Raw genomic sequence first — 16968 nt, 5'->3', positions numbered from 1 at the left:
TTTCAAAAAATGCAAATTTTCGTTGCTTCCCCGTGTCTCTCCCTCTCCGTGTCTCTCCCTCTCCGTGTCTTTCCCTCTCCGTGTCTCTTTTTCTCTAGAGAATTTTGGCTACATTCTTATCCATAACTGACGTTAATGAAGAAGGCGATCGCCCAAGGTAGAATCACCGAGGAATGGTGCTATCGTTAAATGCGAAAGTTAGCAAAGCTCCTCGCCAAGGTAGATCAGGTTCATGTCCCACACCATCGAAGCCCTCATTAGTACACTACAGACTCCAGATATTTATCCCCATAAAGTCACAGGCAATATCGAATTGGTGCAGACCCACGTATCCTACGTACTGTTGACAGGGGACTATGCCTACAAACTCAAAAAATCTGTAAACTTTGGCTTCCTTGACTTTTCCACCTTAGAAAAACGTCAGCATTTTTGTGAAGTAGAACTACGCCTCAACAGCGAACTCACAAAAGATGTTTACTTAAATGTGGTGTCCATTACCTACGACGGTAAAGACTATGCCATTGATGGTCAGGGGGAAGTGGTTGAGTATGCCGTCAAGATGCGTCAATTTCCCCAAGAGGCATTACTCAGCGGTATGTTTCAGGCGGGAACCCTCGTTGAGGAGAATATGGTGCAGCTCGGAAAAGCGGTGGCGGCATTCCACGGCACAACTCGCACCAACGACTACATTCGCGGTTTTGGGGAAATTGCCAAAATTCGTCAGGCGATCGACGAAAATTATGCCCAAACAGCAGGCTACATTGGCCGGGTGCAAACCCAAGAGCGTTTTGAGCAAACGAAGGACTTTACTGATAATTTCTTTGCTAGCCGTGAAGATATTTTTGCCAGTCGCCGCGACCAAAACAAAATTCGTGAATGCCATGGCGATCTTCATCTGCGCAATATTTGTTTGTGGCAGGACAAAATTCAGCTGTTTGACCGCATCGAATTTAATGAGCCATTTCGCTTCGTCGATACGATGTACGATGTTGCCTTTACTGTAATGGATCTCGATGCCCGTGGTGCTCAAAAATTAGGGAATGCTTTTCTCAATACCTATGTCGAGGAAACAGGGGACTGGGAAGGATTACAGGTGCTGCCCCTTTATTTAAGCCGCCAAGCCTATGTGCGGGCGAAGGTGACATCTTTTCTTCTGGATGATGCGGCGATCGCCGCAGAAGCCAAACAAGCAGCAGCCAAAACAGCCTCTGAATACTACGAACTAGCCTGGCAATATACCCAGCTTCCGAAGGGTAAAGTTGTCATGATGTCTGGCCTATCTGGTTCCGGGAAATCCACTGTTGCAAGACGCTGTGCCCGCATCTGGAATGCCATTCAAATCCGTTCTGATGCCCTACGCAAACACCTAGCAGGCATTGCTCTCGATGCCACAGGTGACAACAGTCTTTACAGTCAAGAGATGAACGAAAAAACCTATGCTCGCTTAACCGAACTCGGCATACTCTTAGCGCAGCAGGGCTTTACGGTTATTCTTGATGCTAAATTTGACCGTACAGCTCAACGACAAAAAGTGATTGAGGCTTGTCAGGCAGCAGAGTTACCCTATCAAATTTTGTATTGCCAAGCGCCCACTTCACTCCTAGAAACACGTTTAAAAAATCGTACCGACGACATTTCCGATGCCACTGCAGATTTGCTACAGGCTCAAATTGATAAAGCGGAAAGCTTTACCGACGAGGAATCTCTATGGGTGCGGAGCATTGACACGACCCAAAATATAGATGCTATCATCAGTTATTTGTAGTCGTAGTCAGCAAGTTTGACTATGTAGCCAAGGCTAGCAAGATTAGTACAAAGACCTTGGGGTTCAAAAATCTGAGCTTTTTCAAAAGGTTGCGCTTACTTCGCTAGAATTTCCTAAATCTCCGACTTTATAGTCCTAAACTTATGGGTTTTGGCTATATGGTTACTCACAAAATAATCACTCACAACACTCCATAGTCAAAAACCCTCTCCATCTTGCTCGATCTAGAGGGTTTTTTATATATTATTTTTGTGATTTAGTCGGCAACTATTGCGGGTTTATTCTTCTTCCCAAGACTCGTCCGTTGATTCTGCTTGATCATTTTGGTCAGCATCATCGGAGCTTTTGGCGATCGCCAGATCAATTTGCTGACGATAGTAATCGACACTTTTCACTTCCACTTCGACGGTATTCCCGAGGCGATAGGCAACGCGATTTTTACGACCCACAAGACAACTATGGCGGGCACGGTATTCGTACCAGTCATCCTTTAGGGAACTCACGTGCACTAAACCCTCGACGAGCAGATCTTCAATTTCCACAAAGAAGCCATAGGACTGGACACCCGTAATCACGCCTTTGAATGTATCCCCCGTGTGAGCCTTCATTTTTTCGGCTTTTTTGAGACCTTGGAGATCCTTTTCGGCATCGTCAGCAACTTTTTCTTGGTCATTTAGTTGCAGCAACAATCCGGCGATGGTTTCCTCGATTTCCGCTTGCTTCGCCGCAGTGAGGACTTTCCAGTTCACCTTCTCATGGCAGGTATTACTACCAAGGTTGACCCCATTTTTTACGCGGCTGGAACGGCGATCGCGCCCTTCACTCAACACGAACTTGAGGATACGCTGCATCACCAAATCGCCATAGCGCTGGGCAGGAGAACAGATGCGGGTGTAGCCATCTCGGTAGGCGAGGCCAAAGTGGGGATGGGGATGCTTACCATAACGAGGTGAGTCGAGGGTAGCCTGAAGGAGGAAATTCAAAATTTTAGCGGCATCAACTTTACTAAATTCTTGAATAAAGTGCTGATAGTCATGGGGCAGCAGTTCTTCTTCCGACTCAAGTTTCAGATCAAGCTCTAAATTGCCCCCGAGCTTAATCAAATTTTCGAGGCTTTCAAAGTCGGGTTGGGCTTGATAACAGTAGATAGCAGGCAATTCTAAAGCCGTCATATGTTCTGCCACGGCACGCCCAGCCAAAATCATCACTTCAGATAGCAGCGATCGCACGGGCAAACTGGGGGACACGATCATCGTGCCAAAGCGCCCTTCATCTTTAAAGGCAGACACCACTTCGGGTAAGGAAATTTGGAAGCCGCCACGCTGCAATCTCTGGGCTTTAACGAGGGGACTCAGGTTAAAAATTAGATCGTTCAATAGAGCCAAGACATCTTTTAGGTCACCTTCTACTTCTTCGCCGCTACTGAGGAGGTGCTGTACTTTCTGATAACTTAGGCTTTGGTCAACACGAGTCACACTCGGTGTAATTTCAAATTCGCTCACCACCCCTTGTTCATCAATGGTGAGGAAGATCGACAGAGTGAGGCGATCGCCACCGGGTAACAAACTAATTTTTTCTTTTAGAGCAGGCGGAAAAATCGGAATGGTTGTATCGCCAAGGAAAACCGCTGTACCATGCTTTTTCGCCCAACGATCTAGGGCACTACCTTCAGGCACATACTCTGCTATGTCGGCGAGGTGAATGCCCAGGAGCCATGCGCCACTATCGGTCTTCGACAGCGTGAAAGCATTCTCTACAAAAGCTTCGTTGTCTGCCGCTAAATGCTGTTCGTCTTCGATGGTGATCGTCAATTGATCACGCAAATCACGACGCTGGGCGATCGCCTCATCGCTTAAATCCGCTGAAATCTCGGCGATCGCCGCCATCACATCTTCCGGAAACTCCCGTAACAAATCATGCTTACAGCAGACAATATCCGTATCAGCCGCTTCCTCAGCGTCACTTCCGAGCACCTTGGTGACTTCGCCGAGGGGTAAATGCTGGGCAATGGGATAACGCACCACCGACACATGGACAAGATGATCAATCGCTTCTTGCAGTTGGGCTTCTTTATCCTCTAGCTCCAACTCAAATAACAACCGATCATCCAAGGGAACCGCCCGAAAACCCTCTTCTTTCTTAACAACCTTTGCCAACAGAGAAGGATTTGCCCGCTCTAAAATGAGCTTCACCGCCCCTTCCGGCGATCGCCGTCTCGTGCCCTCTTTAATAATTTTGACTAGCACGCGATCGCCATTCCAAGCATTACTTAAATAGGTTTCACGAATATAAATATCCTCTGCATCCTCAGAATCTTGAATTGCAAAACAAAATCCCTTACTAGAACAGCGCAACTTCGCCTCAACAATGCCTTCATCAGTGATACGACGATACTTCCCTCGCTCCTTTGCCAACAATTTGGCACGTTCTAAAGCATCTAAAACAATTTGAAGATCAGTACTATCCTCGTCAGAATTGCACTCTAACTTCTTCTCGAGAAATTTACCTGCAACTAATTTGTCGTCAGTAAAGTAAGACAGCAGTGTAGCGACTGAGAAATCCATGCAAAACGATCCTTTTCGTCAGAAAGTAAAGTGAAATAAGGAACCTGCCAAAACCAAATTAACCATTAATTTTCTTGTGATCCGCCCCAAAAAATTGGGAGAAAATCAACCGTTTTGTCAGGGGGAGTGCCACAAAGAGCAACAATGCAAATCGAACTATGCTTAAATTTTCTAGCCGCAAATATATCAATAGGGTCTTGCGTCGAAAACTTTAAAGGTAAGCTGTGTAACGCTGAAAGGCTAACAGGACATCGCTTACGCAAAGACAAAGTCGATGGACTACTCAATTGTTGTTGGTGTCATATTTCTACTTACCCGTAAAGATTCTGGGTTATAACGCCAGAGAAGCGTCTAAAGTAGAAACAATCTGAAACTGACCGGAGTAACGATTCAGATAGCGACAAAAAAGCTGTTACCTGTGGCTGAATAACATCTTTAGGATTTAGGCGATACAGGCAGACGGTCTGGCACTAAGGCGCTCGCAAAAGGAGATGCCAAAGTAACAAGAGCAACTATGGCGCTTACAGAACGCACTTTTAAGTCTTAGTATGGTGTTTGCCATGTAGCCTCGGCAACATTGTACCCTGTAATAGCCATACCCTCCATGTGGCCTTTCATTTCGGTCGATTTCAGGCTAAATTCAAGGGTGAGATCAAGTACTATTGCACTATAATTAGTGCAGCAATCAGCGTCAGGTTCCATGACACCAGAGATTTTTCGACAGCATTATCCCCAAGGCGGCTTAGTGAGCGAGCTGGCGGCTATTGAACATGGTCAGTACGTTGTCCGGGTTTTAGTTCAGAATGATGGAGTCACCCTCGCGAGTGGTTTGGCTGCGGCATCATCGGTGGAGCAAGCTGAGGATCAAGCTAGAACAAGGGCTTTAGGTTTATTGGTGGCGGGGACAAAAAAGGTCACTCCGGCTGTGACTCCTGTACAGTCGGCGATCGCCGCTCCCTCCATGCCTGTCCCTGTGCCTTCGCCCACAGCTGTACCACTGAAACCGTCGACAGCGACACAACCCGTACCAGCGGCACCACCAGCGGCGGATTTTGAGTTTGAATTGCCTCTCAGCGCCCCGCCGGAGCCGGAACCTGTGGTGGAAGAAGCGCCACCGAGTGCGCCACCAGCGGTCGAGGAAACCCTCGATTTTTCCGATATTATTGCCCGCAGTGATGTGGAGCTGAAGCGTTTGGGGTGGACGAGTGAGCAGGGGCGCAATTATCTCCTAGAAACCTATGGCAAGCGATCGCGCCAATTACTTTCTGATGCTGAGCTACTGGAGTTTTTGCGGTTTTTAGAAGGCCAGCCCTCTCCTTAACTTGGTGATCTGCTCGGCTAAATTTTCGTAGCGTATTTTTACTAAAGTCCCTCGCTAAAATATTCTTCGCTATTGTTGAGGCAGAATCATTGCTGCTGACTAAACTGGGATTATGGCGACAACAAATTCTTCTCGCGCGTTGGGGATTGCTTGGGGGCGCGTCGTGGCGATCGCCGCTGTGCAAAGCTCCTTAACTCTGATGTGGATTACCTACCGTGCCTACCTTGGGGACATGCTAGGTAGTTGGGGATTTTCAGAAACTTTTACCACAAATTTATTAACCTTTGAATTTGTGCTCGCGCTGTTTATGGAGCCTATCTTTGGGCTACTCAGCGATCAACAACAACGCACACTCGGCGGTCGTGCCCCGTTAATTGTCCTCGGCGTAATTCTGTCTTCTGTGACGTTTGTCGCCTTACCGATTATCGCTACGCTGCAATTATCTTTGAACTTGCTCTTGCCACTGGCGGCGATCGCCTGGGCTTTGGCCATGACCACCTTCCGCACTCCCGTTTACGTTTTACTCCTCAAAAGTGCACCGATGTCCGAGTTACCGCTCGCCATTTCAATTCTCACCATGACTGGTGGGTTGATGGGGCTAATCAGCGGCAATATTAAAGAAATTATTCTTAGCTGGGGCGCAATGCCGGCGTTTTTAGTGGGGTCAATTACGCTCCTTGCCGCATCAACTTTTTTGAAATTTTTGATGCCACCGCTACAGCCGCCAGCAGATGATCAGCCTCAAAAAAATCCAGCTTTACCGTGGGATGGGGTGATTCGCACCGCTTTAATTGCGATCGCCTTAGCATGGGGGACAAAAATTTTTATGGGTAATTTTAGCGATGTTTTTGCCGGAGGAATTTTCGGCGCAGAGACTAATTTAATGCCCCTACTGAATCTGCTATTGGCTTTAGCTGCTGTGCCGATTGCTTGGCTGTGGCGGCAATGGCGGGATTATCCCCTCTTGGCGATCGCCCTCAGTGGCCTCAGCATTATGCTGATTTTCTTGCTAGCTTCTCCCGGCTTAGCGTGGCTGTACGTACTTGTTGCCATTCTCTGGATTTTTGCCTTTGCTACCGTGCGTAATGGCACACTACCCTACATTTTTATGACAGTGCCGGGACGCTGGGCTGGCTTTGGCATTGGTGTTTATTTCGGAGTTTCGGGCTTAGCCAATGATTTATTTCCTCGCATTTTTGCCTCAGAAAATATGGCTGTTCTGCAAGGAGTGATTGGCGTCTGCGCCTTGGCGATCGCCGCCGGACTTGCCCTCATGCCATTTTTACCGAGGTCTTCAAAAGATTTAAGCAATGAGGTTTAATAACCCTTCAAATAGACCTTTACCATCGACATTATTGAGATTGCGATCAGAGGCTCGCTCTGGGTGGGGCATCATGCCTAGCACATTACCTTGCTGATTCATGATGCCTGCAATGTTATTGAGAGAGCCATTGGGATTAGCGGCTTCATTGACATTCCCTTGGACATCGCAATAACGGAACAGCACTTGACCGTTGTCTTCAATTTTTTTCAGCATCTCCGGATCAGCATGGTAGCGACCTTCACCATGGGCAATGGGAATATTGATAATTTGGTTTGTTTTGTAGCCCCGCGTCCAGTTTGTGTCGTTCCGCTCAACCTTGAGGGGCACGCGATCGCAAATAAAGTGCAGGTCACGATTGCGTACCAAAGCACCGGGCAACAGGCCAATTTCTGTTAGCACCTGAAAACCATTACACACACCTAAAACATATTTGCCTTGGTTAGCATGTTCAATCACGCTTTTGATCACAGGCGAAAAACGGGCGATCGCCCCACAGCGGAGATAATCCCCATAGCTAAACCCACCGGGAACCGCAATCACATCCAAATCAGACACATCCGTTTCCTGGTGCCACACCATGCGCGTCGGCTGCCCAAATACCCCTTCCGTCACCATCGCCATATCGCGATCGCAATTTGAGCCGGGAAAAACAATTACACCAAATTTCATAGGTCAGATATCAGAGAACAGTGATCAGAGAACAGGAAAATAGATGTAGCGACTGCTAATTTATCAAAGCCAGATCAGCCTAGGTATCCAGCATCACCCATCGCATTTTATGCTTTAGGCGACAGGCGTTAGATCAAAACGATAATTTTCAATCACAGGATTCGTTAAAAGCTGGTCACACATTTGATCGACTTTGTCCTTGGCATCAGTTTCATCCGCCGCCGATAAATTTAGCTCAATATATTTACCAATACGAACCTCAGATACCCCCGCATAGCCCAACTGACCTAAACCAGACTCAACCGCCGCACCTGCTGGGTCAAGCACAGAGGGACGAAGTGTAACGTAAATTTGGGCGTGGTACTGCATAGAAATTTGACTGTTGAAAACGGTATTTATTGTACGTTGTGAGGGTCTTCTACAAAAATCTAATCGAAGATCTTAGGCGAAGTAGCTGTACCCTAACGCCAAAATAAAAGTCAATTGCCCCGCCAACATAAAGAAATACAAAATAAAGCGTGGTTTAAAAATGGAGAGCATAAGACCCACGGCTTTAATGTCGATCATTGGCCCGAAAATCAAAAAAGCAAGTAGGGAGCCAGTGGTAAAGGTGGAGGCAAAGGATAAGGCAAAGAAGGAATCGACGGTGGAGCAAATAGAGACGATCGCCGCCAATAGCATCATGGCGATAATCGAGGTAACCGTGCCCTGTCCGAGGCTGAGAACCACTTCCCGCGGCACAAAAACTTGAATTAAGGCGGCGATCGCACTACCAAAAATCAAGACCGCCCCCAGTTCACGTAACTCTTGGGAAATATTGAGTAATAGAGCGGCAAATTTTTCCTTCGTCGTTTTTTGGGGAGCCGGGACAATGGTCTCCGGCATTTGGGTCGCAACAGCTTCTAGGGGCATATTCCCCTGGGGACTCGCACCAAGGAAAAAAGTACCCGTTTGCAAAAGTGGACTCTTTACCGCTGTCGTTTGGGGTTGAGCAACCTCTTGGAGATACTTTAGTCGCTGGGATAACCGGGGCTGCAATAGCACTTTTGGATCAGGTTGCACGCTAAAGACTGTGCCAACAATGGTGGCGATCGCCAAGGACCCAAGAATCCGAAATAAAACAATTTCCGGTTGTCCCCGAAAAGCAATCCACGTAGACCAAATCACCACAGGATTGAGAGTAGGAGCAGCCAGCAAAAAGCCCACAGCAACAGATGTCGGAATACCCTGCATCAAAAATCGCCTAGCAACAGGCACATTGCCACATTCACAGACCGGGAAAATAAACCCAATACAACTACCCATAAACGCCCCCAACAGGGGATTTTTTGGTAGAACTTTAATTAATTTTCGTTCATCAACCCAAACCAATAACACACTAGATAAAATCACCCCCAACAGTAGAAAGGGCATGGCTTCGACTAACAGACTGACAAATAAAGTAAAGGCGTTGTGTAACTGGTTCATAGAGAAGCGGCCAAACTAGCCAATTAAAAAGTTGTCTTCAACCTCAATGGCGTCTTGCATAGGCAAAGAAATTGTGAGCAGAGTGCCCTCGTTAACGGTACTATCAATCGTCATCGTTCCATTATAAATTTTTACAATACGTTCGGCGATCGCCAAGCCCAGACCCGTGCCCTGTTGTTCATACTGCAAACGATCAAACTGCATATAAGCACCAATATGAGCAATATCTTCCTCAGAAAGACCCCGGCCTTGATCTTGGATCCGACAAACCCAGCGATCGCCCTCAATAGACGTAGTAATATGCACAGCAGTTCCCGTCATATTTTTTACCATTGCCGGCTGCGAAAACTTAAAAGCATTATCAATCACCTCTTCCATCAGAAGCATGAACCACTTCTCAGAAATGGCGATCGTCGCTTCACACAGCCCACAAAACAAATCATTGACCCTTTCATACCGCCGAGCGACCTTATTACCAATCGAGCGAATTAACACCGGGCTTGTACTAACAGAACCAAAATGCCACCCTTCCCGCTCCTGCGGATCACTCACAACCAAATCAAGCTTGAAATAAACCAAAAACTTTTGAATGAGACGATTCAGGCGATCAGCAGACAGACTAATATTTTGCGTAATTTCAATAATCTCATCCTGTTCTAACGTTTGCCAATATTCACTCAACAACTCCGAAGACGTAATAATCCCCTGGAGCGGTGTCCTCAATTCATGGGGTAGCGCAACCGTCAAATTCCGCCGCAACTCCTCCAAGCGCCAAGAGCTTTGTTGTTCAAAAACTTGATGTCGCGACAACCGATAATTCACCGTTTCAATTAATCGCTGAGGATCAAAAGGCAAAGCAACATAGTCATCCGCCCCCAAATTCATTCCAGTACGGCGATTAGATTCAGAGATCTTTGAAGACAAAAAAATAAAAGGAGTCATTAACGTTTCAGGTCGCTCCCGTACCACGCACAAAAAATCCAGTCCCTCCACAGGAAAAACATCAACATTGCAAAGAATCAAATCCGGCAGCTCTTGCTCCAAGAGCGATACAGCAACACTCCCACTACTCGCTACCAACACCTGAAAAGACTCCTGTTGTAGCACTTCACAAAGTTTTTCCGAAGTTTCAGAATAATTATCAACGACCAAAATTTTTGTCACAGAGTATCTTCTCCACAAATCTTTTCACCATGGAGCGAGAAATATGGCGCTGCACACACTTGAACAAATTGCTCAATGCAAACTAGAGGATTTGCCATGGAAAAATTATAGATAAGAGTACCAATATTAAAATGATATTGTCGGAGCACCAAAGCGAAGTAAATACTAGTCGAAAAAATTTAAAACAATAGTCAGAAAAAATTAAAACAACAGTTTCAAATGCCCAACAATCAAAACAACCCTCAGAACAATCGCATCAAAAAACAGTTGACAAAACACACTGACAATGAACCAATTGTACCGCAAGGGTCTTAGAGCTTTTTTATTATTTCATGACAGTCTTAAGCCAGACAAAAATAGCCTAAATCAAGACCACTCAAACTTTGGCTTGCGCGAAAAAATTTACTCATCAAAGGTTGTGCAAGTATGTGATCCGGATCACAAATTTTGATGCAATGACCCTGAAACAATCCTTAGTGGATATATAGATCTTAATCACTATTTTTTTCTTAGAAAAGCGGAAAACTTATACTAGGCATTTAAATATCTAGTAATAACATTTGTGATTATTATGATTTACACAATTTCATGACGGCACCTTTAACGACGATGCCGACCATTCACCTCAAACATCATCGGTGGAACAGTTATAAAGACTATCCGTTTAAGGCGATTTAACAGCCATTATTATTCCTAAAATTTCATCACTTTTAGGACATGCCATTCCTCTCTACATCAAAATCACCCAAAATCCACATCCATCCTCCTAAAGTCAGGCTTTATAAGGTTAAGGAGCTGTGCTATTTTAGAAAGGTTGTGAATTTTTTGTTCAAAGCCAATAACTTCGTTGAATTAACGACCATTGGTTTGCCAGAATTTTCCGCCCCCAAGACGTCCAACTTTTGACCTCCCTCTTGTGGGCAACAATCTCAAAAAGAGCCGTAGTAAGCGGTTTGAGGTCTTTTTTGACATCAAGTAAACATTAAGGAGAAGAAAACCTTATGGCTCGTTATCGTGGAGCACGTCTACGTATTACCCGTAGACTAGGTGAATTACCGGGTCTAACCCGTAAAAGCGCGCGTCGGGAATATCCACCCGGACAGCATGGCCAAGGCCGTCGTAAGCGTTCTGAATATGCGATTCGTCTGGAAGAAAAGCAGAAGTTGCGCTTTAACTATGGCGTTTCTGAGAAGCAACTGATTCGTTATGTCCGTAAGGCGCGTCGTGCGACTGGTTCTACGGGTCAGGCGATTCTACAACAGTTGGAAATGCGTCTGGACAATACGATCTTTCGTCTAGGTATGGCTGGTACTATTCCTGCGGCGCGTCAATTGGTTAACCATGGTCACATTTTGGTTAATGGTCGCCGTGTTGATATTGCGAGTTATCAATGTCGTCCGGGTGATGTTATTACTGTTCGTGATCGCGATCGCTCTCGTAAGCTTGTGGAAGCGAACATGGAGTTTCCGGGCTTAGCGAATATTCCTAGTCACCTTGAGTTTGATAAGCCGACTTTAACCGGTAAAGTCAATGGCATTATTGAGCGTGAGTGGGTTGCTTTGCAGATTAACGAATTGCTTGTGGTTGAGTATTATTCTCGTATGGCGTAATTTTTTTCGGCATCGCGTCAATATTTGATCGCAAAATTAAATGAAATTTTGATTTGAAAGGGGAGTGTATTGGCTCCTCTTTTTTGTTGGGGTTATTCTATTTTGGAAATGAGGATGGATCAAGGTGATCTGGGTAGTATAAAGGTCTAGGGATAGACTGGTAAATTGATACGGCAATGAGTAAGTCACGCGATTTTGTTAAAGAAGTTCAGGCAGCTTTAGATGATGAAAATCTCTCTTGTGTCGAATCTCTCCTAAAAAAGTGGCAAGGGTTTGAGCCGCAGGATCCGTGGCTGCAATTTTATATCGCTCGTTGGTTTGAGCGGACTGGCAGAGAGCAGGATGCGGCTATACGTTATCGAAAATTACTCCGGGTTAGTAGTAGTCCGAAATTAATGGGCTCTACTCGGCAGGCTCTTTTGGCATTGGAGGAGCGGGAGCAACAACGGCAGGCTGAGGCGATCGCCGCCCAAAAAGCGGCATTGGGGGGCGAAGAATATGGTTTGTTTGTCTTAGAACCCATTAAAAAATCAGCAAAAAAAGCAGCGGCTCAGCATTTTGCAAAGGTGATGGAGACAGACCCCTATTCTGCGCAAATGCAACTTCCCCTCAAGTCATGGCGCTTGTTCCGGACAGGCCAATTGGGAGATCTCAGGTTTTATGCGAATGCCTTACAGGCAGGAGATATTCCGGGCTTTTGTCTGTCTTTAGAACAGTTACAAACGGTTCAAGTTTTCCAAGTACAGTTCATTAAACAGTTAAATCCGAATTTGGTGGTGCAATGTTTAGATATTGCCCAGCAGCCTGTCCAGATTTCGTTTGAGTGGTCGGAAATTCAGCAGTATGTGGAGGGGATGATCCCGCTATTTGAAGAGTCCCTTGAGAAAAATGCCCGGGGCAAAACCTATTACAAGACAAAGGTTTTAGATTATGCTCATTTTTTGGATCTACACGTCGGCGATCGCCTCACAATTTTGCGCTTAAATGACCAACACTATCAATTTAAAGAAGGCGTATCTTTCTTTTCGGAATCCCAGATGCTGCAACAAATTGAACAAAATAGTGTCCGCCAAAGTTGGAACAATCTCCAGACCCAGTTAGCGCAACACCTGAGTCACGCCACAAAATGCGACGATTTTAAAAGTTTTGCGACCCATGCGGCGGATTTCCCCGAACTCATTCGTAAAATTGATGCGCAAACCCATCTATTTCGCCAAGAAGAACACAAAGAAACCCACTGGGATCCAGCCTGGCAGCTCTACAGTGCGATCGCCTTTGCTAAAGCAGCTCAAGAACAAGCCGAACTGAGTGCAGAAACCAATTAAAGGTTTCAAGTACCGCTAACTTTTTGAGTTTTATCACAATAAAAAAGGAGGCCGAAGCCTCCCCTCATTCACAGATTTAACTGTTCTCGTAAATTTTGTGATTACTTAGTTTCAGAAAATTCCGCGTCGATCACATCATCGCCACCGTCATCATCACTGGAACCGCCGGGAGCCGATCCACCGGGAGCACCACCAGCTGCTGCATTAGGGTCAAAACCCGCCGCAGAAGGATCGCCACCAGCTTCTTGATAGATGTTGCTACCGATTGTGTAGAGCAACTGTTGGAGTTCAGGCATGATTGTAGAAATCTTCTCATCATCTTCCTGAGCGACAGCCTCTTTGAGATTTTTGATCATCTCATCAGCCTTGCTCTTGTCATCAGCGGGAACCTTATCGCCAAGCTCTTCGAGTTGCTTCTCAGCTTGATACACAAGGGAATCAGCCTGGTTCTTACGGTCGATCTTTTCACGACGTTCCTTATCAGCAGAAGCATTTGCCTCAGCTTCCTGAACCATACGATCTACCTCATCATCCGGCAAAGTAGAAGCCCCAGTAATGCTAATGGACTGTTCTTTGCCAGTGCCCTTATCCTTCGCAGTTACGTTGAGGATACCGTTAGCATCGATATCGAAAGTAACTTCGATTTGGGGTACGCCACGGGGAGCCGGGGGAATACCGTCGAGACGGAAGGTTCCAAGACTTTTGTTGTCCTTGGACATTTCACGCTCACCCTGTAGAACATGAATTTCTACATTGGTCTGACCATCAACAGCAGTAGAGAACACCTCAGACTTCTTCGTCGGAATCGTGGTGTTTCTAGGGATAATCTTGGTCATTACGCCACCGAGAGTTTCCACACCAAGGGAAAGGGGCGTAACGTCGAGGAGAAGAATGTCCTTAACTTCACCAGCCAGTACACCACCTTGAATTGCAGCACCGATCGCCACAACTTCGTCGGGGTTTACCGTTTGGTTCGGCTTCTTACCGAGAACGCGTTCTACAACATCCTGAACCGCAGGAATACGAGTAGAACCACCAACAAGTACAACTTCATCAATTGCAGACTTATCGAGCTTCGCATCGCGAATCGCATTTTGGACAGGAATGGCACACCGATCAATTAGATCAGAACAAATCTCTTCAAACTTCGCACGAGTCAAGCTAGTGTCGAGGTGCTTAGGACCATCTTGGGTGGCAGTGATGAAAGGCAGGTTGATGTCTGCTTGAGTGACGTTGGAAAGCTCGATCTTGGCCTTTTCGGCGGCTTCAGTCAAACGCTGGAGAGCTTGCTTATCCTTACGGAGGTCAATACCTTCAGTCTTCTCGAAACCTTCAGCGAGGAAGTCCACGATCTTCTTATCGAAGTCGTCACCACCAAGGTGGGTGTCACCAGAAGTTGATAACACTTCAAATACACCGTCACCAACTTCAAGGATAGAAACGTCGAACGTACCACCACCAAGGTCAAAGACAAGAATCGTTTCGTTACTCTTCTTATCAAGGCCGTAGGCAAGGGATGCTGCTGTAGGTTCGTTAATAATCCGAAGGACTTCTACACCAGCAATTTTGCCTGCGTCTTTGGTTGCTTGACGTTGGGAGTCATTAAAGTAGGCTGGTACGGTAATAACAGCCTGGGTGACGGTTTCACCGAGGTAAGTACTCGCATCGTCAATTAATTTACGGAGTACTTGTGCTGCAATTTCTTCTGGCGCAAACTTTTTATCTTTAGCGGGGCAGTCAATTTTGACGTTACCATTACTATCTTTTTCGACAGTGTAAGCAACTTCCGTGGATTCGTTGCTAACTTCACTGTGTTTGCGACCGATAAAACGCTTTACGGAGTAGAAAGTATTGCCAGGGTTCATCACGGCTTGACGCTTAGCGATTTGCCCTACGAGCAAGTCTCCGTTTTTTGCGTAGGCAACAACAGAAGGAGTAGTTCTGAAGCCTTCCGCATTGGCAATAACGGTGGGCTTACCACCTTCCATTACTGAAACGCAGGAGTTTGTAGTTCCTAGGTCAATACCGACAACTTTTCCCATGGCAGTGTGACTCCAAAGATGAGCTATTTAACAAAAATGATGTTCGAAAAATTAAAGACAAAATTCACAGTGAGTGAACTTGTTTTTTTGAGTTACATCTATAGTGCGCTTTGACCTACTGGTTTTAGTAGTGTAGGTTCCCGAACCTCTGGGGACGGTTTAGGGTGAATTCTGGGGCAAAGGGGCGATCGCCATTCATTGACGATTAACGGTGAGCGAAAGTCTTAAAGGTTTTTTGCCCTCTGACTTTGTTGACGGGAGACAGCGCCAAACAATCCAAAAATTGCCGGCAATACTACGCGTAGTAGCCTCCGTTGTGCCCGATGGCTACTTTAAAAATATCAAATAATATTCCCGCGATAATGTCGTTGTAGCATTCCATCGCCAAACCTTCCAAGAACCCACGACCATCGGCCTGACCTGGGGGGGAATCGTTATGGAAATCCGCGGCATAGTGCCAGCTATTGTGGACAGTAATCACAAAACTAGGTTTTTGACTTGCTTTGATTACAGTTATTTATTTACAAGGCACATTTGACCACTGTTTCAACACCAACCCATTAAGAAGGCGATCGCCCCATCAGTAGTAAGTCTCTACAGGGCGATCGCCTTTTTCATTTTGTTCGTTGTGCGCTTATCGGCAGAACATGAATTTTAAGAATTAGCAAGATCGACATTTTTTTTACGAGCAGCAGCACCAAACATGCCTAAAATCGCAGGGACAATAGCCGCTGGCGTTGGTACTTCAGTCGTGTCACCAGTAGAAGCATCATAATGACCACCAACAATGTCGTTATTACATTCTATCGCCAAGTGATACAGCGCTTTACCAGCCGGGAGCAAGCCTTTATCAAAGGAGAAGGCGATTAGCTCAGAACCAACATTGCCAAAAAAGTTAAAGTCTAATCCAAGGCCACTCAAGTCAGACAAAAACTCAATATCACCAACTCTTGTACCGGATGCAATCGAGTTTACAGGCGAAGTTTCTAGATCGAAATAGGAACCATCATTAACCAAATCCCCCATGGTGGGCATAGCGCCTTTACCAGAGACATAGTTGTTATATTCCTGCAGCGTACTCCAGCCAGCATTAGAGCTAGCCACAGAAGTTGCGGTCACGTTACTGTAAACGCCCGCTTGCATAGTTGTTGAGCCGTTAATGACAGAGTCATTGTTGGTTGCGAAGTGAATACCAAATAATTCACCATTTGCTTGGTCTAAACTTTCGCCTGTGAAATTAATCAAAATGTCGCCAAAGTCAACTCTCTTATCGACACTTGCGGCATTCCAAAAAGCGCCATCTTCCAAATCAAGATTTGAATTAATAGCAAAGATGACTTTTTCTCCTACTACTTTGTAGGCTGAGCCATAAATCTCGAAAAGGCCACTACCATCATTTTTGAAAGGAGTAGAGTCATTTTTTGCATCAATGGAATAGTTCCAGCCATTGTGGACAACAAAAGCATCAGCTGGTTTAACATCAGCCAATAAAGTTGTTGCTAAAACCCCTGCCGTAACTAAACCAAATCCTAATATTTTTTGCGTGTTCATTTGTTACTTGACCATCTAATTTATTGTTGTTGTCTGGTAGTAAGACAGCCTGATGTGTGTCGTGAAGATAACAAGACTATAACTGGCTAGAAACTGCACTACATCAGTAATTCGACTGAGTTTTTCAGGGGTTCACACAAGCTTTATTTTTTATTTTTTTAGATGG

General features: G+C 45.7%; 12 protein-coding genes. 5 read left to right on the top strand and 7 right to left on the bottom strand.

The annotated features are described in order from the left end of the window. The first annotated feature begins 232 nt into the window (after positions 1–232). Positions 233–1765: a bifunctional aminoglycoside phosphotransferase/ATP-binding protein gene (locus NIES208_RS14890; RefSeq protein WP_075893773.1), complete on the top strand. Its 1533-nt coding sequence runs from the start codon at positions 233–235 to the stop codon at positions 1763–1765. Between the two features lie 278 nt (positions 1766–2043). Here NIES208_RS14890 and NIES208_RS14885 read toward each other — a convergent pair whose 3' ends face one another. Beyond that, a complete protein-coding gene (locus NIES208_RS14885; RefSeq protein WP_075893772.1) occupies positions 2044–4329 on the bottom strand; it encodes a ribonuclease R family protein in 2286 nt (761 codons plus the stop codon). A gap of 676 nt (positions 4330–5005) precedes the next feature. On the opposite strand from NIES208_RS14885, the gene NIES208_RS14880 reads away from it, so the two are divergent. Next, entirely contained in the window at positions 5006–5650 is a 645-nt protein-coding gene (locus NIES208_RS14880) for a hypothetical protein (RefSeq protein ID WP_235641403.1), read from the top strand. 112 nt (positions 5651–5762) lie between these two features. After that, entirely contained in the window at positions 5763–6971 is a 1209-nt protein-coding gene (locus tag NIES208_RS14875; protein WP_075893770.1) for an MFS transporter, read from the top strand. On the opposite strand, the gene purQ is transcribed toward NIES208_RS14875, so the two are convergent. The 4 genes from purQ to NIES208_RS14855 form a co-directional block, all read right to left on the bottom strand. Further along, complete coding sequence (gene purQ / locus NIES208_RS14870; protein ID WP_075893769.1) at positions 6954–7643, bottom strand: phosphoribosylformylglycinamidine synthase subunit PurQ; 690 nt, start codon at positions 7641–7643, stop codon at positions 6954–6956. The two genes, NIES208_RS14875 and purQ, sit on opposite strands and share 18 nt — an antisense overlap. A 114-nt stretch (positions 7644–7757) precedes the next feature. After that, a complete protein-coding gene (purS, locus tag NIES208_RS14865) occupies positions 7758–8012 on the bottom strand; it encodes a phosphoribosylformylglycinamidine synthase subunit PurS (RefSeq protein ID WP_216349419.1) in 255 nt (84 codons plus the stop codon). Positions 8013–8084: 72 nt separating this feature from the next. Then, positions 8085–9110 (bottom strand): permease, encoded by a 1026-nt coding sequence (locus NIES208_RS14860; RefSeq protein ID WP_075893767.1) that lies wholly within the window; start codon positions 9108–9110, stop codon positions 8085–8087. A 15-nt stretch (positions 9111–9125) separates the two neighbouring features. Further along, positions 9126–10274 carry a hybrid sensor histidine kinase/response regulator gene (locus tag NIES208_RS14855; RefSeq protein WP_075893766.1) on the bottom strand — a complete coding sequence of 383 codons (1149 nt, stop codon included), beginning with the start codon at positions 10272–10274 and terminating at the stop codon, positions 9126–9128. Positions 10275–11275: 1001 nt separating this feature from the next. Between NIES208_RS14855 and rpsD the strand changes: the two genes are divergently transcribed. Together rpsD and NIES208_RS14845 are read left to right on the top strand one after the other, a co-directional pair. Then, on the top strand, positions 11276–11884 hold the full coding sequence (gene rpsD, locus NIES208_RS14850; protein WP_075893765.1) for a 30S ribosomal protein S4: 609 nt from the start codon (positions 11276–11278) through the stop codon (positions 11882–11884). A 176-nt stretch (positions 11885–12060) separates the two neighbouring features. After that, a complete protein-coding gene (locus tag NIES208_RS14845) occupies positions 12061–13209 on the top strand; it encodes a hypothetical protein (RefSeq protein ID WP_075893764.1) in 1149 nt (382 codons plus the stop codon). A gap of 101 nt (positions 13210–13310) precedes the next feature. Here the strand turns inward: NIES208_RS14845 and dnaK are convergent, their stop codons facing one another. Both dnaK and NIES208_RS14835 read right to left on the bottom strand, forming a co-directional pair. Beyond that, on the bottom strand, positions 13311–15251 hold the full coding sequence (dnaK, locus tag NIES208_RS14840) for a molecular chaperone DnaK (RefSeq protein WP_075893763.1): 1941 nt from the start codon (positions 15249–15251) through the stop codon (positions 13311–13313). A gap of 654 nt (positions 15252–15905) precedes the next feature. Further along, positions 15906–16802 carry a PTPA-CTERM sorting domain-containing protein gene (locus tag NIES208_RS14835; protein ID WP_075893762.1) on the bottom strand — a complete coding sequence of 299 codons (897 nt, stop codon included), beginning with the start codon at positions 16800–16802 and terminating at the stop codon, positions 15906–15908. Positions 16803–16968: the final 166 nt, after the last annotated feature.

The sequence above is a fragment of the [Limnothrix rosea] IAM M-220 genome (genome assembly GCF_001904615.1).
GTDB lineage: Bacteria > Cyanobacteriota > Cyanobacteriia > Cyanobacteriales > MRBY01 > MRBY01.
This window is presented reverse-complemented; position numbering and strand designations above follow the sequence as displayed.

What these genes read in the sequence shown, in the direction of transcription:
- NIES208_RS14890 (WP_075893773.1), top strand. Translation starts at nt 233, where the DNA reads ATGTCCCACACCATCGAAGCCCTCATTAGTACACTACAGACTCCAGAT.
- NIES208_RS14835 (WP_075893762.1), bottom strand. Translation starts at nt 16,802, where the DNA reads ATGAACACGCAAAAAATATTAGGATTTGGTTTAGTTACGGCAGGGGTT.
- NIES208_RS14860 (WP_075893767.1), bottom strand. Translation starts at nt 9,110, where the DNA reads ATGAACCAGTTACACAACGCCTTTACTTTATTTGTCAGTCTGTTAGTC.
- dnaK (WP_075893763.1), bottom strand. Translation starts at nt 15,251, where the DNA reads ATGGGAAAAGTTGTCGGTATTGACCTAGGAACTACAAACTCCTGCGTT.
- NIES208_RS14875 (WP_075893770.1), top strand. Translation starts at nt 5,763, where the DNA reads ATGGCGACAACAAATTCTTCTCGCGCGTTGGGGATTGCTTGGGGGCGC.
- purQ (WP_075893769.1), bottom strand. Translation starts at nt 7,643, where the DNA reads ATGAAATTTGGTGTAATTGTTTTTCCCGGCTCAAATTGCGATCGCGAT.
- NIES208_RS14845 (WP_075893764.1), top strand. Translation starts at nt 12,061, where the DNA reads ATGAGTAAGTCACGCGATTTTGTTAAAGAAGTTCAGGCAGCTTTAGAT.
- rpsD (WP_075893765.1), top strand. Translation starts at nt 11,276, where the DNA reads ATGGCTCGTTATCGTGGAGCACGTCTACGTATTACCCGTAGACTAGGT.
- NIES208_RS14885 (WP_075893772.1), bottom strand. Translation starts at nt 4,329, where the DNA reads ATGGATTTCTCAGTCGCTACACTGCTGTCTTACTTTACTGACGACAAA.
- purS (WP_216349419.1), bottom strand. Translation starts at nt 8,012, where the DNA reads ATGCAGTACCACGCCCAAATTTACGTTACACTTCGTCCCTCTGTGCTT.